This is a genomic window from Aquabacterium humicola (assembly GCF_030167915.1).
GTDB lineage: Bacteria > Pseudomonadota > Gammaproteobacteria > Burkholderiales > Burkholderiaceae_C > Pseudaquabacterium > Pseudaquabacterium humicola.
The window spans coordinates 203,922-228,904 of record NZ_JARGNB010000008.1 but is presented as its reverse complement, the minus strand read 5'-3'; the positions used below and the strand labels follow the sequence as shown (position 1 = coordinate 228,904).

Below are 24,983 nucleotides of genomic sequence, written 5' to 3'. Positions count from 1 at the left end.
CCCCCTGCGCGGCCGTCACGGCACGACGGCGATGCGCGCGATGGTGCCAGCACCGAGCACGTACAGCGCCCCATCGGCACCGATGCGCAGGTCGCGCGGCGCGCTGTCGACCTGCGCGAAGCTGCTGGCCATCACGGTTTCGCCCGCTTCGGCCGGCGCGAGCCGGGCGACGAAGCGGCTGCCGAGGTCGGCAAAGAAGTAACTGCCATGGTACGCGGCCGGAAAACTGCCGCCGGCCGGGTAGAAGGCCGCGCCGACGATCGCGATGCCGCTGAAGAAGCCGCCGGGCCCCGATCCCGGCGGCGTGGCGTCGCCATGCCGGTAGGCGAACAGCGGCGCGGTGTGGCCGGCCGCGACGCCGTTCGGTCCTTCCGACGCCGGCCAGCCGTGGTTCGCGCCGGCCGCGCCGAGGTTGACCTCCTCCCACGCAGCGGCGCCGACGTCGTTGATGTGCAGCCGCCCCGTGCCGGGCTGCACCGCGAAGGTGAACGGGTTGCGCAGGCCCATCGCCCACACCGCGCAGGCCAGCTGGCCGGGCGTCGTGCAGAAGGGGTTGTCCCCGGGAATGCTGCCGTCGTCGTTGAAGCGCAGCAGCTTGCCGAAGGGGTGGCTGCGGTCCTGCGATTTCGCGCTGTCGGCGTTGTCGCCGACGCCGACGTAGAGCTTGCGGTCGACGCCGAAGTGCAGTGCGCCGCCGTTGTGGTTGGTCGCCTGCGACAGGGCCGGCAGGTCGACCAGCACCTGCTCCGGTCCGCTGGCGACGTCGCCCGTCGCCACCAGCCGGCTGATGCGGTTGTGCGCACCGCCCTGCGCCGAGGTGTAGTGCAGGTAGACGAAGCCGTTGCTCGCGAAATCCGGGTGCAGCGCGATGCCGATCAACCCGCGTTCGCCGACCGCCGCGGTGGCCATCGCGGCGAACGGCGTCGGCAGCAGTTGCCCGTTCTTGACGATGCGCACCGCGCCACCCTGCTGGGCGACGAACCAGCGCCCATCCGGCGCCTGCGCGAACGCGGTGGCCGACTGCAGGCCGGCGACCCAGCCCTCGGTCTTCGTGAAGCCGGCCGGCAGCGCGCGGCTGCCGCCGAAGCGCACGGTGACGCTGGACCACGCAGAGCGCGTGCCGTCGGCCGCGCGGGACCGGGCGCGCAGCACGTGCTGGCCGGCGGCATGGGCCTGCGCATCGACGCTGGCGGCGAACGGCGCGGCCGTGTCCTCCGGCAGCGTCAGGCCGTCGATCTGGAACTCGACCGCCGCGGCGCCGGGTGCGTTCGCGGCCAGGACCAGCGGGCCGCTCAGGCCGTCGGCCAGCGCCGTGGGGGACGTGATCACCGGGGCTGCGACCGGTGACGGCGGCGGCGGTGGCGGCGGGGACGGCGGTGGCGGGGCCGGCGGCTGCGGCGCCGGCGCGGGTGGCGGCGGCGATGGTGTTTCGCCCCCGCCGCCGCCGCCGCAGGCCGCGACCCACAAGCTCAGCAACAGCAGCAGCGAACGATGGCGCGGGTGCATGCGAAGCCTCCGGCGGCAGCAGGCCGCGCGGCACGTTGTACCCGCTCCGGCGAGAGGGCGCGGCTACCGATCGTGTCCGGCCGCGCGCCACGCGGCGGCCGAACCCGCCGCGTCCGCTGGTCACCGCGTCGGGCACCGCGCCGCGCCGGCGGGACCTGCGAAATGGGCCTGGGTCGCCGATGAAACGGTTGCTTGTGATCGGCAGCGATGCAGAATCGCCGCGTGGTTTCCAGCGCCGTCACCCTGCGCCCCGCGCGCGCCGCCGATGCCCGCCAGATGGCGGCCATGTCGCGCGACCTGATCGAGGCCGGGCTGCCCTGGCGCTACCACACCGTGCACATGCTGCGGCTGATGGCCGACGACGAGACGATCGCCCTGGTCGCCCACGACCATGCCGGCGTGCAAGGCTTCGCGGTGATGCAGTTCGGCGACGAGCGGGCGCACCTGGTGCTGCTGGGCGTGCGGCCGCAGCAGCAGCGGCGCGGCATCGGGCACCGGATGGTCGAGTGGCTGCTGAAGTCGGCGCGCATCGCCGGCATGGCATCGATCCAGCTCGAGCTGCGCGCCGACAACCCCGGCGCCCACCGCTTCTACCTCGGCCTCGGCTTCGCCGACGTGCAGCTGCTGCCGGGCTACTACGACGGTCTGATCGCCGCGCGGCGCATGCGGCTGCTGCTGCGCGAGCCGGCCGGCGGCGCCGACGCCACCGGCTGACATCCCGGCCGACGCCCCGACTGCCCCACGCTGATCGACCCGGCGACGCAGCGACATCCGCACGGTTTGCGCCGTCGATCGGCAGCATTTCGTCGCATCGCGGTCGCGATGCCGACGCTATGCTCCCCGCCATTGCTGCAAGTACGTCCGCGACCCTGACAGGCGTCGCCAGGGCGATCGAGGTTTCACGCTGATGAACGAGTACCTGTTGTGGGCCCTGGCGGCCGTGCTGATCGTCTGGCTGCTGGCCGGGCGCCCCGGCTGGCCGCGCAAGCGCGAGCGCAGCGACCCGCACGCGCTGACACCCAGCATCCAGATCGACAGCGGCATCGCCGACAACCTGGCCGAGGCCGAAGCCGAGCGCCAGCAGGCCGCCCGCCTCGATGCCGAGAAGGCCGACGCCGCGCGCGCCGCGCAGGCCGAGCAGGCGCGAATCGAGGCCGAGCAGGCGCTGCTGGAGGCCGAACGCGCCGAGGCCGTCCGGCAGGAGAACGAGCGCCAGCAGGCCGAAGCGGCCCGCCTGGAAGCCGAACGACTCGAAGACGAGCGGCTCGCCGCGGAATACGCCGAGGCCGAGCGCCAGCAAGCCGAGCGCCTCGAAGCCGAGCGCCTGGAAGCCGAACGGCAGGCGGCGGAAGCCCAGCGCCGGGCGGCCGAAGCCGAGCGCGAGGAAGCGCGCCGGCTCGAGGCCGAACGCATCGACGCCGAGCGCCGCGAGGCCGAGCGCCTGGCCGCTGAAGCGGAGCGCGCCGAGGCCGCCAGGCTCGACGCCGAGCGCGCCGAGGCGGCCCGGGTCGACGCCGAGCGCATCGAAGCCGAACAGCGTGAGGCCGCTCGCCTGGCGGCGGAAGCCGCACGCCTCGCGGCCGAGCGGGCCGAAGCCCTTCGCATCGAAGCCGAGCGCGCCGAGGCCGCGCGGTTGGAAAGCGAGCGGCGCGAGGCCGAACGCGTCGCCGCGGAACAAGCCGCCGCCGCGGCCGCGGCCGAAGCCGCACGCCTCGCGGCCGAACGCGAGGCCGCCGCCCGCGCCGAAGCCATCCGCCTCGATGCCGAGCGCCGGGCCGCCGAGGAGCGTGCCGCCCAGGAAGCCCGTGCCGCGGCCGAGGCCGCCGCCCGCCGCGATACCGCCGAAAGCGCCGCGCCCGCCGCCGCCGCCGTGGCCGCGGCCGCCGCCCACCTGCCCACCGACCACGCGCCCGCCGCGCCGCGGGCGGCCCGCACGCCGGCCGACACGCTGGTGATGGTCGCCGACGATTCGAAGGTCGTGCGCGTCAAGACCAGCCGCGTGCTGGCCAAGCACCAGTACCGCGTCGTCTTGGCCGAGGACGGCATGGACGCGGTGCGCCTGTTCGGCGACGCGCTGCCGCACGTGCTGATCACCGATGTCGAGATGCCCGGCATGGACGGCTTCGAGCTGACCCGCCATGTGCGCAGCAACCCGCGCACCGCGCACGTCCCGATCATCATGATCACGTCGTCGGACGAGAAGCACCGCGCCGACGCGAAGGCCGCCGGCGTCACCGTGCTGATGGGCAAGCCCTACGAGGAAGACGCGCTGATCGCCGAGATCGAGGCCGCGTTGTCGCGCCTGTCCGGCGCCGCCGCCGGCACGCCGGCGCTCGCCCTCGACGCCTGAGCGCGCCGGGCCGCCGCCCTCGCGAAGGCCGCAGGGCGAGCCCCGAGGGCATCCCGATCGATCTTCACGCCGCCGGCGCCGATCAGCGCGCCGGCCGGCACGCCGTGCAGGCACAGCACGGCCAGCCACCACGACAGGTCGTCGGCACGGCCGTCCCAGGACGAGGTGACCAGCGCCCACAGCGCGCAGGCGACCGCAGCGATTGCGGCGCCGGCCAGCGCGCGCCAGCCGGCCCCGAGCGACCGCTGGGCCGGGCCGAACCACCAGAGCGCGAAGCCGACGCCGCACAGCAGCGCGGGACCGATGCCCAGCAGGTACGAGAACGGCAGCGGGAACAGCATCCAGTTGTAGGGCGCGCCACCGACCAGCGGACCGTAGAAGCCGAAGCGCATCACCAGCCGCCAGGCCTCGGGCGGCACCTGCGGACGGATCAGCCCGGCGCGTTTCATGCACGCGCCCCCGCGCCGCCCGGCTCGCCTGCGGGTGCTGCCGGCGCCGTCGGCGTCGTCTGCGCGCGCAGGGTCGCGCCACGCACGCTGCTGGCGACGAAGATCACGCTGACGAAGATGCCGGCCAGCGCCAGGCCGATCACCAGCCGCAGCTGGTCGGTCCACGCCGCGCCGTTGCGCAGGCCGCCGAACGCCGGCACGAGGATCAGCGAGCCGCACATCGCCAGCACGTCGGTGCTGCGCAGCCAGAAGGCCGCGCCTGCATCCGAATCGCACAGCTCGCGCAGCAGCCGGCGCGTCGTGCCGCGCAGGTAGGCCATCGCACCGCCGACGACGACTGTCGTCAGGCCCAGCGACACGAAGAAGAGGTCGGTGTCCATCAAAGCTCTCCTCGGCCCGACGCGCACCGCGCGTCGGCTTTCAGGGCCCGGTGCGTCCACAGCCCGCCGAGCAGGTCGATGGTGCCGAAGAGCACCAGCATCGGTGGCGCGAGGCCGAGGACGGCGAACGCGGTGAAGACCGCGAACACGGTGCCGCGCGTATACACCGACGCGACGAAGAAGGGCCTCAGCTCGTGCCGGCCCGCGACCCAGGCGAAGACGCCGATCATGAAGGCGGTGACGCCGACGACACGGAACCACACGTCGGTTGCCGGCGGCATGCGCAACACGGACAGCAGCAGGTCCGGCGCGATCACCGCGACGACGCCGGTCGCGAAGAGGTAGACGGCGAACACCTGGGCACTGACGGCAGCTCGGGAACGGGTGGTGCCTGGGCGGAAGCTGATAGCGCTCATAGGACGCGTCCTTGCAGAGTGGCCGAAGCCGGGTTGGGTGCCGGATCGTGCGCACAGGCACCGTTGCGGCAGTGCGGCCGCCGCGCCGCGCGGTGCGCCGCGAGGCTGCTGAGCCACGGCGCCAGCCGGTGCAGGCCGAGCCGGGACAGCGCGTGCCGGTGCCGGGCGATCCACGGGTACAGGCGCTCGGTGACCGGCCGCGTCAGCGGATGGGTCCACGCGGTGGCGATCGCGTCCAGCCCCAGCAGGCCGTAGAGCAGCCCGAAGGCATCGACGCCGACATGCCACGCGCCCTGCGGCTCGCGCACGTGCAGCCGCGCCAGCATCGCGTCGCGCGTGATGCCGTCGGCGCGGTACGGCGCGTCGTCGAAGGCGGGCGCCGAGCAGTCGACCAGCTCGATCCAGTCGTCCTGGTCCAGCGCCTTCAGCGCGTGCATCTCGCCGGCGCACAGCGTGCACGAACGGTCGTAGAAGACCTGCAGTCGATCAGTCATCTCGCTTCCTTTCCGTAATTTCTGTCCAGAGAGAAATGTTTGAGCGCAAATGAACCCGGGCGCGGCCACGCCGCTAGTCGGCGGCCTTGCCGCGCACCAGCGCCTGGATGCGCGCGCCGAGCTTCATGATCTTCATCAGCGTGTCCGGCGGCAGGCGCAGCATCTCGTCGCCCCAGGCGGACAGCGTCTCCATCAGCGCCAGCGTCTGTGCGATGCGCTGGCGGCTGGCCGCGGGTTCGCGCGCGATGTCCGGATGCGCGAGGCATTCACGCAGCACACCGGCGGTGGGGTCGAACTCGCGCGCCTTGCGCTCGCGGATGACGGTGCGGAACAGTTCCCACACGTCGCCCTGCGCCTCGAAGTGGTCGCGCCGGTCGCCCAGCAGGTGCACCACGCGCACGAGGCCCCAGTTCTGCAGTTCCTTCAGGCTGTTGCTGACGTTCGAGCGCGCGACGCCGAGCGTCTCGACGATGTCGTCGGCATGCATCGGCCGCGCGGCGATGAACAGCAACGCATGGATCTGCCCGACGGTGCGGTTGACGCCCCAGCGCGAGCCCATCTCGCCCCAGTGCAGCACGAAGCGCTGCGACACCGGCGTCAGCCGCGACGCCGCGGTTTCCGGGGTGGGCGCGGCCTCGGGCGCCGGGACCGACGCCGAAGCAGCGTCCGCAGGCCGCCCGGCATCGGGGCCGGGATCACGGTCGGGGGCGTTGTGGGACGTCATGGCGGTCATCGTAGGCTTTCCTGAATTTCTGTCAAGACAGAAATGAATGGGAGGCACTCCCGCTTGCGACTATGCTGGCCGGCCGTCCGACCTCACCCGCTCCGCCATGCAGGCCCTGCTCCGCCGCCCTGCGCTTGCCGCCGCCTTCGCGCTGCTGACCGCCGCCTGCGCCCCCTTCGCGGCGGAGCTGCCGCTCGACAAGATCGAACTGCCGCCCGGCTTCTCGATCGAGCTGCTCGCGCGCGTGCCGAACGCCCGCCAGATGGCGATCGGCGAACGATCCGGCGGCGGCCACGTGCTGTACGTCGGCTCGATGGACGAAGGCAAGGTGCATGCGCTGGAGCTCGACGCGCAGGGCCGGGCCGGCAAGCTGCACGTGATCGCCAGCGGGCTGAAGAGGCCGGTGGGCGTGGCGCTGAAGGACGGCGCGCTGTATGTCAGCGCGGTCAGCCGCATCCTGCGCCTCGACGACATCGGCAAGCGCCTGGCCGACCCGCCGGCGCCGAAGGTGGTGCGGGACGACCTGCCGACCGAGACGCACCACGGCTGGAAGTTCATCGGCTTCGGCCCCGACGGCTGGCTCTACGTGCCGGTCGGTGCGCCCTGCAACATCTGCGAACCCGAGGCCGACCGCTACGCGACCATCCTGCGCATGCAGCCCGACGGCTCGAAGCTCGAAACCTTTGCACGTGGCGTGCGCAACAGCGTCGGCTTCGACTGGCATCCGCAGACGCGCGAGCTCTGGTTCAGCGACAACGGCCGCGACAGCCTGGGCGACGACCTGCCGCCCGACGAGCTGAACCATGCGCCGAGGGCGGGGATGCACTTCGGCTATCCGTACTGCCATGGTGGCACGCTGGCCGATCCGGAGTTCGGCGCCAGGCGGCCGTGCAGCGAGTTCACGCCGCCGGCGCAGGCGCTGGGTCCGCATGTCGCGGCGCTGGGCCTGCGCTTCTACACCGGCACCCAGTTCCCCGAAGCCTGGCGCGGGCAGATCTTCATCGCCGAGCACGGCTCGTGGAACCGTTCGAAGCGCATCGGCTACCGCATCAGCAGCGTCAAGCTCGACGGCAACAAGGCCGTGTCGTACACGCCGTTCGCCACGGGCTGGCTGCAAGGCGAATCGCGCTGGGGTCGCCCGGCGGACGTGCTGGTGGCACCGGACGGCTCGCTGCTGGTGTCCGACGACCACGCCGGAGCGATCTATCGCATCCGCCACGGACGCGCTGGCCGATGAAGATCCTGATCATCGGTGCCGGCGTGATCGGCAGCACCGCCGCGTGGTACCTCGCGCGCGCCGGCCACGAGGTCGAGGTGATCGAGCGCGAGCGCGGGCCCGCGCTGCAGACCAGCTTCGCCAATGCCGGCGAGGTGTCGCCGGGCTACTCGGCACCCTGGGCCGGCCCCGGCGTTCCGGTCAAGGCGATCAAGTGGCTGCTGATGGAGCACAGCCCGCTGGTGATCAAGCCGATGCTCGACCCCGCGATGTGGCGCTGGGGCGCGGCGATGCTGCGCAACTGCACCGAGGCGCGCTATGCGATCAACAAGGCGCGCATGGTGCGCGTGGCCGAATACAGCCGCGACTGCATGAAGGCGCTGCGCGCCGAGACCGGCATCCGCTACGACGAGCGCATGCAGGGCACGCTGCAGCTCTTCCGCACGCAGCAGCAGCTCGACGGCACCGCGAAGGACATCGAGATCCTGAAGCAGTACGGCGTGCCGTACCAACTGCTCGACCGCGCCGGCTACCTGCAGTACGAGCCGGCGCTGGCCGAGCAGCAGCACAAGTTCGTCGGCGCGCTGCGCCTGCCCGGCGACGAGACGGGCGACTGCTTCGTCTTCACCAACGCGATCGCGCGCCTGGCGCAGGAGGCGGGCGTGCGGTTCCGCTTCGGCGTGCGGGTCAAGGCGCTGCAGCGCGACGGCGATGCGATCGGCGCGGTCGACACCGATGCCGGCGCCCTGCGCGCCGACCGCGTGCTGCTGGCCGCCGGCAGCTATTCCACCGGCCTGCTGAAGAGCCTGGGCGTGCGGCTGCAGGTCTACCCGGTCAAGGGTTTCTCGATCACCGTGCCGATCACCGATGCGGCGCACGCGCCCGAGTCGACGATCATGGACGAGACGCACAAGGTCGCGGTGACGCGCCTGGGCGACCGCATCCGCGTCGGCGGCACGGCGCAGCTGTCGGGCTTCGACCTGGCGCTCGACCCGCGGCGGCGCGAGACGCTGGAGTTCGTCGTCACCGATCTCTTCCCGCGTGGCGGCGACGTGCACCAGGCGACCTTCTGGACCGGCCTGCGGCCGATGACGCCCGACGGCACGCCGCTGATCGGCCCGTCGCCGATCAGGAACCTGTGGCTGGCCACCGGCCACGGCACGCTCGGCTGGACGATGGCTGCCGGCACCGGCGCGCTGCTGGCCGACTGGATGTCGGACCGCCGACCGGCGATCGATACCGAAGGGCTGACGCTGGCACGCTACGGCTGAGGCCGACCGCTTCTTTCAATCGTTAGGAGTCTTTCACCGATGAGTGTTTCCGATCGCCTGCGCGTCAAGGAGGTCCGGCTGCTGTCGGACCACTGGTCGACGCTGAAGACGACGACCTTCGACTGGCTGCGCAGCGACGGCCGCTGGCAGGAATGCCGGCGCGAGACCTACGACCGTGGCAACGGCGCCGTGCTGCTGCTGTACAGCCGCGAGCGCGGCACAGTGATCCTGACGAAGCAGTTCCGCTACCCGGTGTACGTCAACGGCCATGACGACCTGCTGATCGAGGCGCCGGCGGGCAAGCTCGACGACGCGACGCCCGAGGAGTGCATCCGCGCCGAGGCCGAGCAGGAGGTGGGCTTCCACGTGCGCACGCCGCGCAAGGTGTTCGAGGTCTACATGAGCCCGGGCTCGGTGACCGAGCGGCTGCACTTCTTCGTCGCCGAGTACGACCCCGGCGATCGCATCGGCTTGGGCGGCGGGCTCGAGCACGAGGGCGAGGACATCGAGGTGCTGGAGCTGACGCTCGACGACGCGCTGGCAATGGTCGCGCGCGGCGAGATCTGCGACGCGAAGACCATCATGCTGCTGCAGCACGCGGCGCTCGCCGGACTGGTGCCGACCGGCCGGCCGTCGCGCTGAAACGCGTCAGGTGCGCGGCGCGCGCTGGCCGACCACGAACACCTGCTGCGGCGCGCGCTGGCCCACCACCAGCACGCGCTGCGGCGTGACGTCGACCAGCGGCGCCGGCGCCTGCGCGATGTCCTCGGGCGCGGCCTGCTGCGTCTGGGCCAGCGTGCCGATGCCGGCCATCACCGCCAGCGTCATCGTCGTCGCGGCGCCGAAGGCGGCCAGGCGTTCCTGAAGGCGGGGCTGGGGGGCTTGGCGGCGGTTCATCATCGGCTCCTGGGTCTTCGGTGCGTTCGCTTGGGATGGTGTGACTCTAGGCAGCGCACCTTCACGCGGCCACCGGTTTGCGACGAGCCGCCGTGCCGCGGGGACCAACTGCAGCCGCGCCCGCCGGAGCGTGCGCAGCATCACGGACCAGCGCGGTCCGGTCCCGTGAACCGCCGGCACATTGCCGTGTCATTAACCTGTTATTGGCGTGCCTCACCGCACCGGAATGGCTCGCCGGCCCCAAAAAGAAAACGAGCCCCGCACGGCGGGGCTCGTTCACGAGGAGTCAGGAAGGGGCGGGGACGTGCTCAGCCTTGCGCACGCTTGCCGGTCACGACCACCACCTGCACCGGCGTCGGCACGGCTTCGGCCGTCTGCGCATCGGCATGCTGGTGGTCGGCGATCTGCGCCACGCTGCCCAGCACCGCCAGCGTCATCACTGCGGCCACGCCGAACGAGGCGGCTTGTTCGCGCAGGGTGGACAGGGAAAGGCGGCGGGTCATGGTGGGCTCCTGGGGGTGGTCAGTCAGTGGCGATGGTTGGACTCTAGGAAAAACCCTCCCCGGGTGCATCCGGATTGCGACGAGCCGCGTCCGGCGCGTGATGAACGGCGGGCCAAACGCGATGAGCTGCAGCGGCATCGCTAGGATCGGCGGCCATGGAGCAGGTCCAGAGCGTGGTGATCGGTGCCGGCGTGGTCGGGCTCGCGGTGGCGCGGGCGCTGGCGCAGTCGGGCCGCGAGGTGGTCGTGCTCGAGGCCGAGGAGCGCTTCGGCAGCGCCACCAGCGCGCGCAACAGCGAGGTGATCCACGCCGGCCTCTACTACCCGCCCGGCTCGGCGCGTGCGCGCCTGTGCGTGCGCGGCAAGGCGCTGCTCTATGACTTCTGCGACACCCACCAGGTCGGCCACCGCCGCTGCGGCAAGCTGATCGTCGCCACCGCACCGGACGAGCTGCCGGCGCTGCACGCGCTGCAGGCCCAGGCCGCGGCCAACGGCGTGCACGACCTGCGGTGGCTGTCGGCCGACGACGCGCGGGCGCTGGAGCCGGCGCTGGCCTGCCACGGCGCGCTGCTGTCGCCGTCGACCGGCATCGTCGACAGCCACGGGCTGATGCTGGCGCTGCTGGGGGAGGCCGAAGCGGCGGGCGCGATGCTGGCGCTGCGCTCGCCGATGCTGGCCGGCCGGGTAATGGCGGACGGCCTCGTGCTGGAGGTCGGCGGCGACACCGCGGCGACGCTGCTCGCGCGCGAAGTGATCAACTGCGCCGGACTGCAAGCGCCGGCACTGGCACGCGCGATCGACGGGCTCGATGCCCGCCACGTGCCGCGCGAGCACTTCGCGAAGGGCTGCTACTTCACGCTGGCCGGTCGCGCGCCGTTCTCGCGGCTGGTCTACCCGGCGCCCGGCGCGTCCGGCCATCTCGGCGTGCACCTGACGCTGGACCTCGGCGGCCAGGCGCGCTTCGGTCCCAGCTTCCGCTGGGTGGACCGCATCGACTACACGGTCGACCCGTCGGAGGCCGACGGTTTCTACGCCGCGGTGCGCCACTACTGGCCGGCGCTGCCCGACGGCGCGCTGCAGCCGGGCTACGCCGGCGTGCGGCCCAAGATCAGCGGGCCCGGCGAGCCGGCGGCCGACTTCCGCATCGACGGGCCCGAGCGCCACGGCATCGCCAGGCTGGTGAACCTGTTCGGCATCGAGTCGCCGGGGTTGACCTCGTGCCTGGCGATCGCCGAAGAGGTGGTTTCACGCCTGGCCCCTTAGGGCCTCCTTAGGACCTCCTTGGGGCCTGTCAACCCGGCAGCAGCCCCGCCCACTGCCAGAGCGCGAAGCCGGCGAGCAGCAGCGCGGAGGCCTGGTTGATGCGGCGGCGCCAGCGGCGGTCGAACCGTTCGCGCAGGCGGCCGACGGCGGTCGACAGGAACAGCCACCACAGCGCCGAGCCGACCAGCACGCCGGCGATCATCGGCCACGGCGAGCTGATCGCCAGCCGGCCCGACAGCGCGCCGAACACCGCGATGAAGGACAGGATGGTCGCCGGGTTCGACAAGGTCAGCACGAAGGTGCCGGCGAAGCAGCGCAGCAGGTCGCGGCCGGCGCCGGCATCGGCGGCGCGCTCGGCCACCGGCGCGCGCCAGGTGCGCCAGGCCAGCCACAGCAGGAAGGCGCCGCCGCCGAGCGCGAACCAGGTGCGCGCGCCGGTCAGCCAGGCGATCACCGCGCTGACGCCGAAGGCGCCGATCGCGCCGTAGACCGCATCGGCCACCGCCGCTCCCAGACCGGTCGCCAGACCGGCGGCCGGCCCGCGCGCCAGCGTGCGCTGGATCGTCAGCAGGCCGATCGGGCCGACCGGCGCGGCGATCGACAGGCCGATCAGCAGCGATTGCGCGAACAGCAGCAGCAGCGGGTCGAGGGGCATCGGCGTCATGGGCTGGGATTGTCCCGAGCGCGAGGGCGCGCGGCCCAGTGCGGATTTCCGGCGATGATTCCGGCGCGCCGTCGCTTTTGCGGCGCGATCCCGCATTCGCCGGAACGATGCCCGAGCCCTTTGCGATCGACGACAAGGCCTGGCGGCTGCTCGCCGCGCTGCAGGCCGACGGCCGCCAGCCGCTGAAGGCGCTGGCCGCCACGGCCGGCTTGTCGATCGCCGCGACCGCCGAGCGGCTGAAGCGCCTGCAGGATGCCGGCATCGTGCGCGGCGTGCATGCCGAGCTCGACGCGGCGGCGCTCGGCTGGGGCGTGCGCGCGATCGTCGGCATCACCGTGCTGCAGCCGCAGAAGCAGCCGCTGCTGGCCAAGCTGCGCGCGATGCCCGAGGTGATCGAGTGCCACCACGTGACGGGCGCCGACTCCTACCTGATGGACGTGTTCGCGCGCGACCTGCCGGACCTGGAACGCTTCCTCGCGTCGATCAACGGCTGGGGCGAGACCCGCACCTCGATCGTGCTGTCGACCCCGATCGCGCGACGCGCGCTGGCGCGGCCCTGACGGCCTTCAGCGCTGCGGAAGCCGCCGCGCCGGATCGGGCCGACGTCCGGTCAACGCGCGGCGCAGGCCGGCCTCGAACAGCTTCACGTCCAGCGGCTTGACCCAGTACTCGAAGGCTCCCAGGCTCATCGCCTTGATGATGTCCATCGACAGGCTGTCGCCGGTCAGGATGGTCACGCGCAGGCCGCGGTTGGCGATCTCGACGTTCAGTTGCCGCACGACCTCGAGGCCGGACATGTCCGGCAGGTGCATGTCGAGCAGCACGAAGTCGGGGTTCTCGCTGCGCGCCAGCCGCACGCCGTCGGCCCCGGTGCCGGCATGGATCAGGCGCACGCCCGGATGGCGCTGGGCCAGGATGCCTTCGACGAGCGCGACGTTCAGCGGCTCGTCTTCCACGTACAGCAGCGTGCCCTGCAATGCCGCGGGCGCCTCGTCGAGGCGTGGATCGGAACTGACCATGATGCGAACCCCCTTGAGATGCGCCGTCGCGACGCGCTGCAGTCGGCCGCTCACGCTCGCAGCATAGGCCGCTCGCCTGAATTGGCAAGCATCAAGGAGAGGTCGGTTACGAACGCGAACCAGCGGTCTTGCGCAGCAATCCTTCGATCGCCAGCACGTAACCGTCGATGCCGAATCCGACGACGATGCCGGCCGCGGCCGGCGACAGGTAGGAGTGGTGGCGGAAGGCCTCGCGCGCGTGCACGTTCGAGATGTGCACCTCGATCACCGGCACGCCGGAGCCCTTGATCGCGTCGTGCAGCGCGACCGAGGTGTGCGTGTAGGCGCCGGCGTTGAAGACCACGCCGGCCAGGCGCCCTTCGCGGTGGGCGATGCCGGCCTCGTGGATCCAGTCGATCAGCTGGCCCTCGTGGTTCGACTGCCGGCACTCCACCTGCGCGCCGCGGGCGGCACCGGCCTCGCGGCACAGCGCCTCGACGTCGGCCAGCGTGGCCGCGCCGTAGACGGCCGGCTCGCGCGTGCCGAGCAGGTTCAGGTTGGGGCCGTTGAGGACCAGGACGTTCATGCGGCGGATTCCCGAGTGCGGATGCAGGCGGGCATGGTACCGAAGCAGGCGGGCCCGCAGCCTGGCCGCCGGCGGCTGGCGGATGCCCCCGCGGCGGCGTGGCGCGAACGCCTGGGCGACTCAGCCGATCAGTTCGAGGCCGCCGATGCCGGCAGCGCCGCCGAGGCGGCCGACGCCGCGGGCTCGGCATGCGAGCCGGTCTCGACGCCGTGCTTCTCGCCGCCCATGTCGACGTTGCCGCCGGCCTTCTTCAGCACGACGAGGGCGACAGCGGCGAAGACGACGAAGGCGAGCAGCAGTTTCCACATGGCAGGGATTCCCGAGTTTCAAAAGTCAGAGGGTGGCGTGCGGACCCGGAGGGTGGGGGGCCCGCACGCCACCCTCCGAGGGGTGGCGCGGCCGCCTGGCCGAAGGCGCAGGCAGCCGGGGAATCGCCCGTTCAGTCGCGGGCGTAGATGTCGACGTCCTTGGTCTCGCGCACGAACAGCAGGCCGATCACGAAGCACACGCCGGCGATCACGATCGGGTACCACAGGCCGTGGTACATGTTGCCGTTGGCCGCCACCATCGCGAACGTGACCGACGGCAGCAGGCCGCCGAACCAGCCGTTGCCGATGTGGTATGGCAGGCTCATCGAGGTGTAGCGGATGCGGGTCGGGAACAGCTCCACCAGCATCGCCGCGATCGGGCCGTAGACCATCGTCACGTAGATCACCAGCACGGTCAGGATCGCGACGATGGACCACCACTGGCCGCCCATGAACTCGATCGGCTTGGCCTTCGGCGGGTAACCGGCGGCCTTCAGCGCTTCGGCGACCTCCTTCTTGAACGCGGCGATGGCCTTGCCCGACGCCTCGTCGAACTTGTGGCCGCCGGCGGTCGTCTGCGCGGTCGGCGGCGACAGTTCCTTCTCGCCGATCTTGATCGTCGTGGGCGTGCCGGCGGGGGCCGCGACGTTCTCGTAGCTGGCCGACGATTGCGTCAGCGCACGCTTGGCGATGTCGCAGGCGGAGGTGAAGTCCACTTCACGGGCGATCGGGCTGCCCTGGAACGAGCAGGTGGCCGGGTCCGCCTTCACGACGATCTGCGCGGCGGCCTGCGCCTTCGCGAGCTCGGGGTTGGCCGCGCCGGTCAGCGCCTTGAACAGCGGGAAGTAGGTCAGCACCGCCAGCAGCATGCCGGCCAGGATGATCGGCTTGCGGCCGATCTTGTCCGACAGCGTGCCGAAGACGACGAAGAACGGCGTGCCGATGACCAGCGACACCGCGACCAGGATGTTGGCGGTGGCCGGATCGACCTTCAGCACCGACGACAGGAAGAACAGCGCGTAGAACTGGCCCGTGTACCAGACCACGCCCTGGCCCATCACCAGGCCGAACAGCGCCAGCAGCACGAACTTCAGGTTCTTCCACTGGCCGAACGACTCGGACAGCGGCGCCTTCGAGACCTTGCCCTCTTCCTTCATCTTCTTGAAGGCGGGCGATTCGTTCATCGACAGCCGGATCCAGACGCTGATCGCCAGCAGCAGGATCGACGCGACGAACGGAATGCGCCAGCCCCACTCGCCGAAGGCCGCGTCACCCATCCAGGTGCGCACGCCCAGGATCACCATCAGCGACAGGAACAGGCCGAGCGTCGCGGTGGTCTGGATCCATGCGGTGTAGGCACCGCGCCGGCCCTGCGGCGCATGCTCGGCGACGTAGGTCGCGGCACCGCCGTACTCGCCGCCGAGCGCCAGGCCCTGCAGGATGCGCAGGCCGACCAGGATGATCGGCGCGGCGACGCCGATCGACGCGTAGCTGGGCAGGATGCCGACGATGAAGGTCGACAGGCCCATGATCAGGATGGTCACCAGGAAGGTGTACTTGCGGCCGATCATGTCGCCGAGGCGACCGAAGACCAGCGCGCCGAACGGCCGCACGATGAAACCGGCGGCGAACGCCAGCAGCGACGCGATGAACTGCGCGGTCGGGTCGAGCGCGGCGAAGAAGTGCTTGCCGATGAAAACGGCGAGCGAACCGTAGAGATAGAAGTCGTACCACTCGAACACGGTGCCGAGCGAGGAGGCGAAGATGACCTTCTTCTCCTCGCGCGTCATCGGCGCGGTGTGTGCGGCGACCTTGGTCGCGGCTGCATGGGCCATGGCGGATGTCTCCTGGTTGAGAGCCGAGCGCCACCAACCGGCGACGCGTGGGCCGCACGATGCGCGTCGGCTCTGACCAAGCTCTGACGCGGAGCCAACACTGCCTGACGCCACCCCAACGCAGGCTGACAAACCTGGGACCAACCCGCAGCGCGCCTTTCGTAATCCGGAATTCCAAGGGAAAACCCGCTCAGGGTCGGCCCGGACTCGGAGCCTGGGATAAACCCTAGGTGAGGGCGACGGCCGCGCAGCTGACGCGCAAAAGGCGCGTCAGCGACATCGCCCGCCGCGGATGCTCAGGCCGTGCGCTGCACGCCCGCGGGCGCGCGGCCGGCCTCGTCCCAGGCCGGGCCGTCGAACCACGGATCGCGCTGCAAGGCGGCACGCAGCATCGGCAGCGCGTCCTGCCCCCAGAAGGCGCGGCCGTCCGCCTCGAGCGTCGGCACGCCGAAGATGCCGCGCGCGACCGCCTCGTCGGTCGCCGCGCGCAGCTCGGCCTTGACCTCATCGCCGGCGGGATCGCGCACCGGTGCGACCGCGGCGGTCAACGCTGCCAGCGCCACCGTATCGTTCGGATCGGCGCCGCCGCCGCACCAGGCATGGCGGAACAGCAGCTCGACCACACGCCGGTTCGGTCGCCCGTCGGCGCTGGCCGCGACCGCCAGGCGCTGCAGCGCGAGCGGGTTGAACGGGTGCGGCTGCGGCCGCTGCAGCGTCGTGCCCTGGGCATGCGCGAGCCAGGCCACCTGCCGGTAGGTCCAGGCGCGCTTCGGGCCGATCTCCGCCGGCCCCTTCTGGCCCCAGGCCTTCAGCAGGCCGGCGAACAGCACCGGCCGGTAGTCGACGACGTAGCTGCAGCCTTCGAGCGCCTGCGGCAGGCGGTCGAAGGCCAGCCAGGCATACGGCGACACCACGTCGAACCAGAAGGTGATCGGGGTCATGGCTGCAGGCCACCGGAGGGCGGCAAGGCATCGGCGTCAGCGGGCGGCGTCGCGGCCACGCGCAGCATGCGCCACTGCCGCCGCCGCGCCGGCAGCAGCGCGAGCACCTCGCGCCGCAGCGGATCGTTCATCGCGCCCCAGGCGGCGATCTCGTCGATCGTGCGCAGGCAGCCTTCGCACCAGCCGGTGCCGGCATCCATGCGGCAGATGTTGACGCAGGGGCTCTTGACGGCGGACGCGGCGATCGGGATCACACGACCACCACGTCGGCCACCGGCGCGCCGGTCAGCGCGACCAGCTCGTCGGGCGCCAGCCGGAACACGCCGTTCGGATGGCCGGCCGCGGCCCAGATCTCGCCGAAGCGGAACAGGTCGCGATCGACCAGCACCACCGGCGGGTTGACATGGCCCACCGGCGCGACGCCGCCGATCGAGAAGCCGGTGCGCGCCTTGACGAACTCGGCATCCGCGCGGCCGATCGGGCCGACTTGCGCAGCCACCTTCTTCTCGTCGACGCGCCGGTCCCCCGAGGTCACCACCAGCACCGCGGCTTCGTCGGCCCGGCGCTTGAAGATCACGCTCTTCGCGATCTGGCCGACCTCGACCTGCAAGGCATCCGCCGCCTCGGCGCAGGTGCGCGCCGACACCTCCAGCCACAGCGGGGCATGCGGATGGCCGCGCTCGTTCAGCACCTGCGCGACGCGGCGAAACCCTTCGGGCCGTTCTTCTCCACCGAGGCTCATGCAAAAACCTTTCCCTGCTTGATCAACAACGCCTTGCCGGCGCGCGAGACCGGCGGGCGCCCCAGCACGTCCGAGATGAAGCCGCCGGCGGCGACCAGCTGCTGCAGATCGATGCCGGTCTCTAGCCCCAAGCCGTCGAGCATGAACACGATGTCCTCGGTCGCGACGTTGCCGGTCGCCCCCTTGGCGTACGGGCAGCCGCCGAGGCCGGCCACGCTGGCATCGAAGACCTGCAGCCCGACTTCGAGGCTGGCGTAGATGTTGGCCAGCGCCATGCCGTAGGTGTCATGGAAGTGCCCGCTCACCTCGGCGAGCGGGAAGTGCTTCAGCGCACGCTCCAGCACCGCCTGCACGCGCCGCGGCGTGCCGACGCCGATGGTGTCGGCGATGCCGCAGTGCTGCACGCCGATGGCCTTCATCAGCTTCACCACGTGCTCGACCTCGTCCGGCGTCACCTCGCCCTGGTACGGGCAGCCGAGCGCGCAGGAGATCGCCGAGCGCACCTTCAGGCCGGCCTCGCGCGCCGCGGCGACCACCGGGGCGAAGCGCTCGATGCTCTCCTCGATCGAGCAGTTGATGTTGCGCTGGCTGAAGGCCTGGCTGGCGGCGCCGAAGACGACGATCTCGTCCGGTCGCGTCGCCGCCCCACCGGCCAGCGCGGCCTGCAGGCCGACCATGTTCGGCACCAGCACCGAATGCCGCACGCCCGCCGGCCGCGGGATGGCGGCCATCACCTGCGCGTTGTCGGCCATCTGCGGCACCCACTTCGGGCTGACGTAGCTGGTGACCTCGATCTCGCGCAGGCCGGCGGCCTGCAGCCGCTTGACCAGCTCGACCTTGTGCTCGGTGGCCACCGGCTGCTTCTCGTTCTGCAGGCCGTCGCGCGGGCCGACATCGACCAGCGTCACGCGGGTGGGAAACATTTGGACATCCTTTCAGTGCTGTCGCCAACGCGACTTTCAAATCCAGAACCGCGACACGGAAAACCGGCGTGTCGTTACAGGAGCTTTCAAAAACGGCTCGACGGGCTGGCGGATAAGGGGGTGGCGGATGGCGCCGGGCCCGGGAGAATCCCGACCCGAACCCGCCGCTGCCACCGAAAGCCGTCCGTGTCGCAAAGCCCGAGCCCCTTGCAGATCGCCACGAAGATTCATTTCTACCTGATGCGGGAGCTGGGCCGAGGCATCGACGTCGAACAGATGCTCCAGCATCCCCGGTATGCGCGCGACGTGCTGCTGGTCTGCGATGCCTGCGCCGGCACCGAGCTGGCCGACCTGGCCAGCCAGTACCGCAAGGTCAGGGCGCTGTACCAGAGCCTCGAGGCCTCGCGCCCGACCGCCGCGCCGGGCCGCGCCCCGCACCCGACCGACTGGTCGCACAACACCACCGGCTTCGGCCTGTCGCGCCCGCTGGACGACGACGCCGTGCCGCCGGCAGCGGGTCCGGCCCCGTCGGGCGGCATGCGCCAGTGGCTGACGCGCTGGCGCCAGCGCTAGAACCCGGCGCAACCGGCCTCGCGAGGTCGCGGCGCCGCCCGCCAGGCGGCCGGCACCCCCGTCACGCCTGCAGCCGCAACAGCTCGCCACCCTCGGCCACCTGGTCGCCGACCGCGTAGAGCAGCTCCGCGACGACACCGTCGCGCGGCGCGGTCAGCGTGTGCTCCATCTTCATCGCTTCCATCACCGCGACCGGCTGGCCCTTGGCCACGGTGTCGCCGGCCTGCGTGAGGAAGGCGACCACCTTGCCCGGCATCGGCGCGGTCAGCCGGCCGCCCTCGCCGGCGGCTTCGCCGGCATGCGCGATGGCGTCGAACTCGTGCACCACCGCGCTGCCCTCGGCCGAGAACACCGCGACGCGTTCGCCGTGCACATGCACAGCAAGCTTCAGGCGCCGCAGGCCGAGCGTGATGTCGTGCTGGTCGTCGCCCACCGGCCGTGCGGTGAAGGCCCAGGCGCGCTCGCCGACCTCCAGCCGCAGCGCGCCATCGTGCAGCCGCGCCAGCGCCACCTCGTGGTGCTCGCCCGCATGCTCGATGTCGAAGTGGCGGCGCGCGCCGCCATGCAGGCGCCAGCCGTCGCGGCGTGACCAGGGGTCGGTTCCCGACAGCGACACCTCGTCCGCGAGCGCATGCGCGACGACACCCGCGGCGACGACCTCCAGCGCCAGTGGCGGCTGGTCCAGCAGCACCGCGCGCTCGCGCTCGATCAGCGCGGTGTCCAGGTCGGCCGTCGCGAAGGCTTGCGAGCGCACGACACGACGCAGGAAGGCGACGTTGGTCTGCAGCCCGACGATGCGCGTGGCCTCGAGCGCCGCATCCAGCCGCGCCAGCGCCTGCGCGCGGTTCTCGCCCCAGACGATCAGCTTGGCGATCATCGAGTCGTAGTACGGGCTGATCGCGTCGCCCTCGCGCACGCCGGCGTCGACGCGCACGGCCGCCGGATCATGGAAGGGCTCGGCATCGGCATTGCGGCGGAAGGCCACGTGCGCCGGCCAGCGCAGCACGTCGAGCGCGCCGGTCGCCGGGAGGAAGCCGGCATCGGGGTTCTCGGCGCAGATGCGGGCCTCGATCGCATGGCCCTGCATGCGCAGCTCGTCCTGCAGCTTCGGCAGGCGCTGGCCTGCCGCGACGCGCAGCTGCCACTCGACCAGGTCGGTGCCGGTGATGGCCTCGGTCACCGGGTGCTCGACCTGCAGCCGGGTGTTCATCTCCATGAAATAGAAGCGCAGGTCGCCGTCGTTGACTTCCTCGGCGATGAACTCGACCGTGCCGGCGCCGACATAACCCACCGCCTGAGCGGCCGCGACGGCCGCCGCGCCCATCTCGGCGCGGCGCGCGTCGCTCATGCCGGGCGCCGGCGCTTCTTCCAGCACCTTCTGGTGGCGGCGCTGCACCGAGCAGTCGCGCTCGAACAGGTAGACGCAGTGGCCGAGCGTGTCGGCGAAGACCTGGATCTCGATGTGGCGCGGGCGCGTGACATAACGCTCGACCAGCACGTGGTCGTCGCCGAAGCTGGCCTTGGCCTCGCGCTGGCACGAGGCCAGCGCGGCAACGAAGTCCTCGGGCCGGTCGACGCGGCGCATGCCCTTGCCACCGCCGCCGGCGCTGGCCTTGATCAGCACCGGATAGCCGATGCGCTCGGCCTGCCCGGCCAGGAAGCCGGGATCGTTGTTGTCGCCGTGGTAACCCGGCACCAGCGGCACGCCGGCCTTCTCCATCAGCGCCTTGGCGGCCGACTTGCTGCCCATTGCCGCGATCGCGTCGGCCGGCGGGCCGATGAAGGCGATGCCGGCCTCGGCGCAGTCGCGCGCGAAGTCCTCGTTCTCCGACAGGAAGCCGTAGCCCGGGTGCACCGCCTGCGCGCCGGTGGCCTGCGCGGCTTCCAGGATGCGCTCGGCGCGCAGGTAGCTGTCGCGCGGCGCCGGGCCGCCGATCAGCACCGCCTCGTCGCAGGCGGCGACGTGCTGGGCGTTCGCGTCGGCCTCGGAATACACCGCGACGGTGCGGATGCCCAGGCGCCGCGCGGTGGCCGCGACACGGCAGGCGATCTCGCCGCGGTTGGCAATCAGGATCTTGGTGAACATGCTTGTTGTCTCCATCACGCCACCGCGGCATCACCACCGAAGCGGCGCCGCAGCGAACGGATCAATGTCCTCAGGAACTTCATCAGCACGACGGTCAGCGTGACCATCAGCACCAGCGCGAGCGCGAGGCAGACGAAGAACACCACCGGGTGCTCGACCGCCAGCCACAACATCGCCGGCACCGCGAGGTCGCCCGCCAACGACAGCGCGACATTCGAGAACGGCTCGGGCGAGGTATTGGCCGCCGCACGCGTCGTCGTCTTCGCGACGTGGCTGGTCGCGGCCAGCGTGCCGCCGGCGAGCGCGGCGACCGTCGCCCACACCGCCTGGTCGCCGCCGAACACCGCGGCGGCCAGCGCCGCGCCGGCGGGAATGCGGATCACGGTGTGCACCGCGTCCCACAACGAATCGAGCGCCGGGATCTTGTCGGCGAAGAACTCGATCGCCAGCATCAGCCCGGCGGCGCCCAGCACCAGCGGGTGCTCGAGGATCTTCAGCCCCGCCGGCAGCGGCACCCAGCCGAGGAAGCCGGCGAGGCCGGTCAGGAAGACGACGGCGTAGAGCCGCAGCCCGCTGGCCCAGCCCAGCGCCGCGGCCAGCGCGACGAGGTGCGTGGTGTCCAGTGCATCGAGGCTCACTGGACTGCCCTCGGCACTGCGTGCTTCGGGATGAGCCCTTCGGAACGGCCGGGCGGGCTCATGCGCGCGTCCTCACGCCAGCTTCCACGCCGGATCGCGCTTGCCGAGGAAGGACTGCACGCCCTCCTTGCCCTCCGCGCTGGCCCGGATGTCGGCGATGCGGCGCGCGGTTTCGGCACGCAGCGCGTCGTCGATCGGCAGCCCGGCCAGGTCCTGCACCAGGCGCTTGCTGGCCTTCACCGCCTGCGGTCCGTTGGCCACCAGCGCGCCGACCACCGCGTCGACCTGGTCGTCCAGCGCCTCCAGCTGCACCGTCGCATGAACGAAGCCGATGCGCAGCGCCTCGTCGGCGCTGAAGCGCTCGGCGGTGATGAAGTAGCGCCGCGCCGCCTGTTCGCCCATGGCTCGCACGACGTAGGGGCCGATCGTTGCCGGCAGCAGGCCGAGCTTGGCTTCGCTGAGGCAGAAGGTGGCGCGTTCGGCGGCCACCAGCACGTCGCAGCAGGCCGCCAGGCCCAGGCCGCCGGCGAAGCAGTCGCCATGGATGCGGCCGACCACCGGCAGCGGGCAGCGGTAGATCGTCCACAGCATGTCGGCCAGCGCCTGCGCGTCGGCGCGGTTCTGCTCCCAGCTGAAGTCGGCCATCGCGCGCATCCAGTTCAGGTCGGCGCCGGCGCAGAACACCTTGCCGTGGCCGCCGAGCACGATGGCGCGCAGCGACGCATCGGCCCCCAGCGTCTCGAACGTGCTCTTCAGCTCGGCGATGACCTCGCTGTTGAAGGCGTTGCGCACCTCGGGACGGTTCAGGAACACCCGGGCGACGGGACCGTCGCGCGTGATGTCGAGGGTCGTGGACATGCTCGTCATTCCTTGATCTCGAAACCCTGCTTGCGCAGGAAGGCCGCGACCAGCGGCTGCCAGGCCGCCTGGTAGCTGCCCAGCAGCGGATGACCGTCGCGGCCCTGCGGCGGCAGCAGCACGAATTCGCCCATGCCGCCGGTGGCGGTGAACGCCTCGAACCAGCGGCGCGGGTAGTCGGCGCCGAAGTACTGGTCGTTCTCGGCGTAGACCCACAGCGTCGGCGAGCGCGCGGTCTCGCCGTAGCGCGCGAACAGGCGCTGCAGCAGCCGCGGCTGGCAGGGTTCGCCGGGCGCGCCGGCCGGGTTGCCGCCGCCACCGCCGGAGAAGTTGATCGCCGCGACCAGCCCGGCCGGCGCCTGCGCCGCGGCGGCGATCGAGGCGGCACCGCCGAAGGACTGGCCGGCGACGATCGCACGCTCCGGCGCGACGTCGGGCCGCGCCCGCATCGCGCTCAACACCGCCAGCGCCTGGTCGGCGGCCGCCGCGAAGCCCGGCAGATAGCGCGTGCGCTCGCAGCGGCCGGTGTCCTCGACGTCCTCGCCGCCGGTCTCGCCGTAGCCGATGCGCGTGGGCAGCGCAACGACGAAGCCCTGCTGCGCGAACCAGGCCGAGGCCTCGGGATAACGCGAGCGGCCCACGGCCGCGCGGCCGGCGACGGTCGGCGCGCGGCCGTGGTTCAGCACGACCACCGGGCGCGGCTGCGGGGTCTCGTCATCGACGAAGACGGTGACGACGATCGCCCGCGCGACCTTCTTGCCGTAGGCATCGGCAACCTCGACCGGCAGCTTGAAGTGCTCCTCGACCAGCTTGGCCCGCGCAGGCAGCGCGAAGGCGCCGATCGCCAACGCGGCCAGCAGCAGCGCGAACCCGCGGGCCGCGGCCGAACACTTCACGGCCGCGCCTCCGCCTGCAGCATCCACACCAGGTCGAGCTCGGGGCCCGGTTGGCCCATCGCGGTCAGCGCGGCGCTCAACTGGCCGCGGTGGTGCGTGCCGTGGTTGAAGACATGCGCCAGCGTCGCGGCGAAAGGCAGCGAGGTGGGCACGCCCTTGGTCGTGACGTAGTCGAGCCGGCCGGCGAAGCGCTCGTCGGCAAACCCTTCGATCAGCGGCGTCCAGGCCCGTGCGCCGTCGAGCAGCGCGGCGGCCAGTGCGGCGCGGTCGCTCTCGACCTCCTCGTCCAGGCGGCGCGCCGGCGACACGCCGCGCGCGAAGCGCTCGAACCAGATCAGCTGCTCGGCGACGCGCAGGTGGTTCAGCGTGCCGTGCACGCTCTTGAAGAACAGGCCGCAGTCGCGCCGGTAGTCGGCATCGGGCAGCGGCGCGATGTGCTGCGCCAGCAGCCGCTCGGTGGCCCAGGCGTTGTAGCGGGCCATCAGCAGCAGGTGCGCGCGCATCGGGTTGGCGGCGCTCACTTGAACGGCTCCTGCCGATAGGCGCCGATGGCCGCGGCGCTGCGCCAGGCCGGCGGCGCGATGGCGGTGGCCCAGGTCTCCTGCACGTCGGCGATGCGGCCCGCGGCGAAGCGCCACAGCGAGTGCGCGAAGTAGCGCTCGCCCGCCTGGTCGACCTGCACCAGCGAATGCACGCGGCCATCGGCCATCGGCGTCACCTCGTGCACGTGGATGGCCCAGCCTTCGGGATAGATCGCGTTGACGCGGATGATCGCGTCGGCGTCGTCCAGGTGTTCGCCGCTCGCCAGCCAGTGCATGTGCGCGGCGTCGGCAAACAGCGTGCGCGCATTCGCCCAGTCGCGCGCCTGGAACGAGGTCCACAGCGTGCGCACGATCGCCGCATGGTGCTCGGCATCGTCGTCGTGCGGCAGCGGCGGCTGGGCGCCCAGCGGCTTGATCATCACCAGGCTGCGGTAGTGCTTGCCCGCGCGCTGCAACCGCGCGACTTCGCGGTAACCCGCGCGTTCGTAGCGCTCGCGCAGGTGCGTCGCCGGCTCGGCGGTGTCGAGCGCGATGGCGCGGTGGCCCTGCGCGCGCGCCCAGTCTTCGCAGGCGGCCATCAGCCGCGCACCGAGCCCCTGCCCTTGCGCCGCCGGGTCGACCGCGAACTGGTTCAGGTGCGCGACGTCACGCCGGAAGAACCACGGCGAGACGCGGGCCTGCGGGTCGAGGTTGGGGTCGTGTGCGCCGCGCACGGTGACGGTGCCAAGCAAGATCTCGTCCTCGACGGCGACGAGACAGTGCCCGCCCGCGATGCGCTCGCGCGTGACCTGCACGCTCTGGTCGACCGCGGTGAAGTTCAGCCCCGCCGCGCCCAGCGGCGCGTAGGCGCGGTGCAGCAGCGAGGTCAGCGCCTCCAGCGAGTCGCCGTCGGCGAGCGGGCGGATGGTCAAGGCGGGCGCCATCG

The 24,983-nt window shown here is 71.9% G+C and carries 31 protein-coding genes; 8 read left to right on the top strand and 23 right to left on the bottom strand.

Annotation, left to right across the window (positions count from 1 at the left end; translation table 11 throughout):
* Positions 1–15: 15 nt before the first annotated feature.
* Positions 16–1,506, bottom strand: coding sequence for a PQQ-dependent sugar dehydrogenase (locus tag P1K89_RS28010; protein ID WP_284619829.1), 1,491 nt, complete (start codon positions 1,504–1,506; stop codon positions 16–18).
* Between the two features lie 222 nt (positions 1,507–1,728).
* Between P1K89_RS28010 and P1K89_RS28005 the strand changes: the two genes are divergently transcribed.
* A complete protein-coding gene (locus tag P1K89_RS28005) occupies positions 1,729–2,220 on the top strand; it encodes a GNAT family N-acetyltransferase (RefSeq protein WP_284619828.1) in 492 nt (163 codons plus the stop codon).
* A 193-nt stretch (positions 2,221–2,413) separates the two neighbouring features.
* Complete coding sequence (locus P1K89_RS28000) at positions 2,414–3,856, top strand: response regulator (RefSeq protein WP_284619827.1); 1,443 nt, start codon at positions 2,414–2,416, stop codon at positions 3,854–3,856.
* Here P1K89_RS28000 and P1K89_RS27995 read toward each other — a convergent pair.
* From P1K89_RS27995 to P1K89_RS27975, 5 genes are all read right to left on the bottom strand, one after another.
* Positions 3,760–4,305, bottom strand: a complete 546-nt coding sequence (locus tag P1K89_RS27995) for a hypothetical protein (protein ID WP_284619826.1) — start codon at positions 4,303–4,305, stop codon at positions 3,760–3,762. The genes P1K89_RS28000 and P1K89_RS27995 overlap by 97 nt on opposite strands.
* A complete protein-coding gene (locus P1K89_RS27990) occupies positions 4,302–4,685 on the bottom strand; it encodes a hypothetical protein (RefSeq protein WP_284619825.1) in 384 nt (127 codons plus the stop codon). The genes P1K89_RS27995 and P1K89_RS27990 overlap by 4 nt, the downstream gene beginning before the upstream one ends.
* Positions 4,685–5,101, bottom strand: coding sequence for a hypothetical protein (locus tag P1K89_RS27985; RefSeq protein WP_284619824.1), 417 nt, complete (start codon positions 5,099–5,101; stop codon positions 4,685–4,687). Before P1K89_RS27985 ends, P1K89_RS27990 begins: the two co-directional genes overlap by 1 nt.
* A complete protein-coding gene (locus P1K89_RS27980) occupies positions 5,098–5,595 on the bottom strand; it encodes a thiol-disulfide oxidoreductase DCC family protein (RefSeq protein WP_284619823.1) in 498 nt (165 codons plus the stop codon). Before P1K89_RS27980 ends, P1K89_RS27985 begins: the two co-directional genes overlap by 4 nt.
* A 73-nt stretch (positions 5,596–5,668) precedes the next feature.
* Positions 5,669–6,154 (bottom strand): GbsR/MarR family transcriptional regulator, encoded by a 486-nt coding sequence (locus tag P1K89_RS27975; protein ID WP_284619917.1) that lies wholly within the window; start codon positions 6,152–6,154, stop codon positions 5,669–5,671.
* Positions 6,155–6,425: 271 nt separating this feature from the next.
* Here P1K89_RS27975 and P1K89_RS27970 point away from each other — a divergent pair, with 271 nt between their 5' ends.
* From P1K89_RS27970 to P1K89_RS27960, 3 genes are read left to right on the top strand one after another with little or no spacing between them, the layout of a single operon-like run.
* Positions 6,426–7,556 carry a PQQ-dependent sugar dehydrogenase gene (locus tag P1K89_RS27970; protein WP_284619822.1) on the top strand — a complete coding sequence of 377 codons (1,131 nt, stop codon included), beginning with the start codon at positions 6,426–6,428 and terminating at the stop codon, positions 7,554–7,556.
* The gene (locus P1K89_RS27965; protein WP_284619821.1) at positions 7,553–8,806 is read left to right on the top strand and encodes a D-amino acid dehydrogenase; all 1,254 of its coding nucleotides are present in this window, start codon (positions 7,553–7,555) and stop codon (positions 8,804–8,806) included. Before P1K89_RS27970 ends, P1K89_RS27965 begins: the two co-directional genes overlap by 4 nt.
* A 39-nt stretch (positions 8,807–8,845) precedes the next feature.
* A complete protein-coding gene (locus P1K89_RS27960) occupies positions 8,846–9,448 on the top strand; it encodes an NUDIX domain-containing protein (protein WP_284619820.1) in 603 nt (200 codons plus the stop codon).
* A gap of 6 nt (positions 9,449–9,454) precedes the next feature.
* Here P1K89_RS27960 and P1K89_RS27955 read toward each other — a convergent pair whose 3' ends face one another.
* Both P1K89_RS27955 and P1K89_RS27950 read right to left on the bottom strand, forming a co-directional pair.
* Positions 9,455–9,703: a hypothetical protein gene (locus P1K89_RS27955; protein ID WP_284619819.1), complete on the bottom strand. Its 249-nt coding sequence runs from the start codon at positions 9,701–9,703 to the stop codon at positions 9,455–9,457.
* A 308-nt stretch (positions 9,704–10,011) separates the two neighbouring features.
* Positions 10,012–10,206 (bottom strand): hypothetical protein, encoded by a 195-nt coding sequence (locus P1K89_RS27950; protein WP_284619818.1) that lies wholly within the window; start codon positions 10,204–10,206, stop codon positions 10,012–10,014.
* A gap of 155 nt (positions 10,207–10,361) precedes the next feature.
* On the opposite strand from P1K89_RS27950, the gene P1K89_RS27945 reads away from it, so the two are divergent.
* Positions 10,362–11,468 (top strand): NAD(P)/FAD-dependent oxidoreductase, encoded by a 1,107-nt coding sequence (locus P1K89_RS27945; protein WP_284619817.1) that lies wholly within the window; start codon positions 10,362–10,364, stop codon positions 11,466–11,468.
* Positions 11,469–11,496: 28 nt separating this feature from the next.
* On the opposite strand, the gene P1K89_RS27940 is transcribed toward P1K89_RS27945, so the two are convergent.
* Positions 11,497–12,132: a LysE/ArgO family amino acid transporter gene (locus P1K89_RS27940; protein WP_284619816.1), complete on the bottom strand. Its 636-nt coding sequence runs from the start codon at positions 12,130–12,132 to the stop codon at positions 11,497–11,499.
* Positions 12,133–12,239: 107 nt separating this feature from the next.
* Here P1K89_RS27940 and P1K89_RS27935 point away from each other — a divergent pair, with 107 nt between their 5' ends.
* A complete protein-coding gene (locus P1K89_RS27935) occupies positions 12,240–12,692 on the top strand; it encodes an Lrp/AsnC family transcriptional regulator (protein ID WP_284619815.1) in 453 nt (150 codons plus the stop codon).
* A 6-nt stretch (positions 12,693–12,698) separates the two neighbouring features.
* Here P1K89_RS27935 and P1K89_RS27930 read toward each other — a convergent pair whose 3' ends face one another.
* The 8 genes from P1K89_RS27930 to P1K89_RS27895 form a co-directional block, all read right to left on the bottom strand.
* Positions 12,699–13,205, bottom strand: coding sequence for a response regulator (locus P1K89_RS27930; RefSeq protein ID WP_284619814.1), 507 nt, complete (start codon positions 13,203–13,205; stop codon positions 12,699–12,701).
* Positions 13,206–13,257: 52 nt separating this feature from the next.
* Positions 13,258–13,716 carry a type II 3-dehydroquinate dehydratase gene (aroQ, locus tag P1K89_RS27925; protein WP_284619813.1) on the bottom strand — a complete coding sequence of 153 codons (459 nt, stop codon included), beginning with the start codon at positions 13,714–13,716 and terminating at the stop codon, positions 13,258–13,260.
* 128 nt (positions 13,717–13,844) lie between these two features.
* Positions 13,845–14,024: a hypothetical protein gene (locus P1K89_RS27920; RefSeq protein WP_284619812.1), complete on the bottom strand. Its 180-nt coding sequence runs from the start codon at positions 14,022–14,024 to the stop codon at positions 13,845–13,847.
* A 131-nt stretch (positions 14,025–14,155) separates the two neighbouring features.
* The gene (locus tag P1K89_RS27915) at positions 14,156–15,859 is read right to left on the bottom strand and encodes an MFS transporter (RefSeq protein ID WP_284619811.1); all 1,704 of its coding nucleotides are present in this window, start codon (positions 15,857–15,859) and stop codon (positions 14,156–14,158) included.
* 296 nt (positions 15,860–16,155) lie between these two features.
* Positions 16,156–16,800, bottom strand: a complete 645-nt coding sequence (locus tag P1K89_RS27910; RefSeq protein WP_284619810.1) for a 2-hydroxychromene-2-carboxylate isomerase — start codon at positions 16,798–16,800, stop codon at positions 16,156–16,158.
* Entirely contained in the window at positions 16,797–17,054 is a 258-nt protein-coding gene (locus P1K89_RS27905; protein WP_284619809.1) for a DUF1289 domain-containing protein, read from the bottom strand. The genes P1K89_RS27910 and P1K89_RS27905 overlap by 4 nt, the downstream gene beginning before the upstream one ends.
* The gene (locus tag P1K89_RS27900) at positions 17,051–17,542 is read right to left on the bottom strand and encodes a YbaK/EbsC family protein (protein ID WP_284619808.1); all 492 of its coding nucleotides are present in this window, start codon (positions 17,540–17,542) and stop codon (positions 17,051–17,053) included. The genes P1K89_RS27905 and P1K89_RS27900 overlap by 4 nt, the downstream gene beginning before the upstream one ends.
* The gene (locus P1K89_RS27895; protein ID WP_284619807.1) at positions 17,539–18,465 is read right to left on the bottom strand and encodes a hydroxymethylglutaryl-CoA lyase; all 927 of its coding nucleotides are present in this window, start codon (positions 18,463–18,465) and stop codon (positions 17,539–17,541) included. Before P1K89_RS27895 ends, P1K89_RS27900 begins: the two co-directional genes overlap by 4 nt.
* 207 nt (positions 18,466–18,672) lie before the next feature.
* Here P1K89_RS27895 and P1K89_RS27890 point away from each other — a divergent pair, with 207 nt between their 5' ends.
* The gene (locus tag P1K89_RS27890; RefSeq protein WP_284619806.1) at positions 18,673–19,038 is read left to right on the top strand and encodes a hypothetical protein; all 366 of its coding nucleotides are present in this window, start codon (positions 18,673–18,675) and stop codon (positions 19,036–19,038) included.
* 61 nt (positions 19,039–19,099) lie between these two features.
* Here the strand turns inward: P1K89_RS27890 and P1K89_RS27885 are convergent, their stop codons facing one another.
* From P1K89_RS27885 to P1K89_RS27860, 6 genes are all read right to left on the bottom strand, one after another.
* Complete coding sequence (locus P1K89_RS27885) at positions 19,100–21,124, bottom strand: acetyl/propionyl/methylcrotonyl-CoA carboxylase subunit alpha (RefSeq protein WP_284619805.1); 2,025 nt, start codon at positions 21,122–21,124, stop codon at positions 19,100–19,102.
* A gap of 14 nt (positions 21,125–21,138) precedes the next feature.
* The gene (locus tag P1K89_RS27880; protein WP_284619804.1) at positions 21,139–21,762 is read right to left on the bottom strand and encodes a DUF4126 domain-containing protein; all 624 of its coding nucleotides are present in this window, start codon (positions 21,760–21,762) and stop codon (positions 21,139–21,141) included.
* A 72-nt stretch (positions 21,763–21,834) separates the two neighbouring features.
* Positions 21,835–22,620 carry an enoyl-CoA hydratase/isomerase family protein gene (locus P1K89_RS27875; RefSeq protein ID WP_284619803.1) on the bottom strand — a complete coding sequence of 262 codons (786 nt, stop codon included), beginning with the start codon at positions 22,618–22,620 and terminating at the stop codon, positions 21,835–21,837.
* A gap of 5 nt (positions 22,621–22,625) precedes the next feature.
* Entirely contained in the window at positions 22,626–23,516 is an 891-nt protein-coding gene (locus tag P1K89_RS27870) for an alpha/beta hydrolase family protein (protein ID WP_284619802.1), read from the bottom strand.
* Positions 23,513–24,019, bottom strand: a complete 507-nt coding sequence (locus P1K89_RS27865) for a DinB family protein (RefSeq protein WP_284619916.1) — start codon at positions 24,017–24,019, stop codon at positions 23,513–23,515. The genes P1K89_RS27870 and P1K89_RS27865 overlap by 4 nt, the downstream gene beginning before the upstream one ends.
* Positions 24,020–24,033: 14 nt before the next feature.
* Positions 24,034–24,969, bottom strand: coding sequence for a GNAT family N-acetyltransferase (locus tag P1K89_RS27860; protein ID WP_284619801.1), 936 nt, complete (start codon positions 24,967–24,969; stop codon positions 24,034–24,036).
* Between the last annotated feature and the right edge of the window lie 14 nt (positions 24,970–24,983).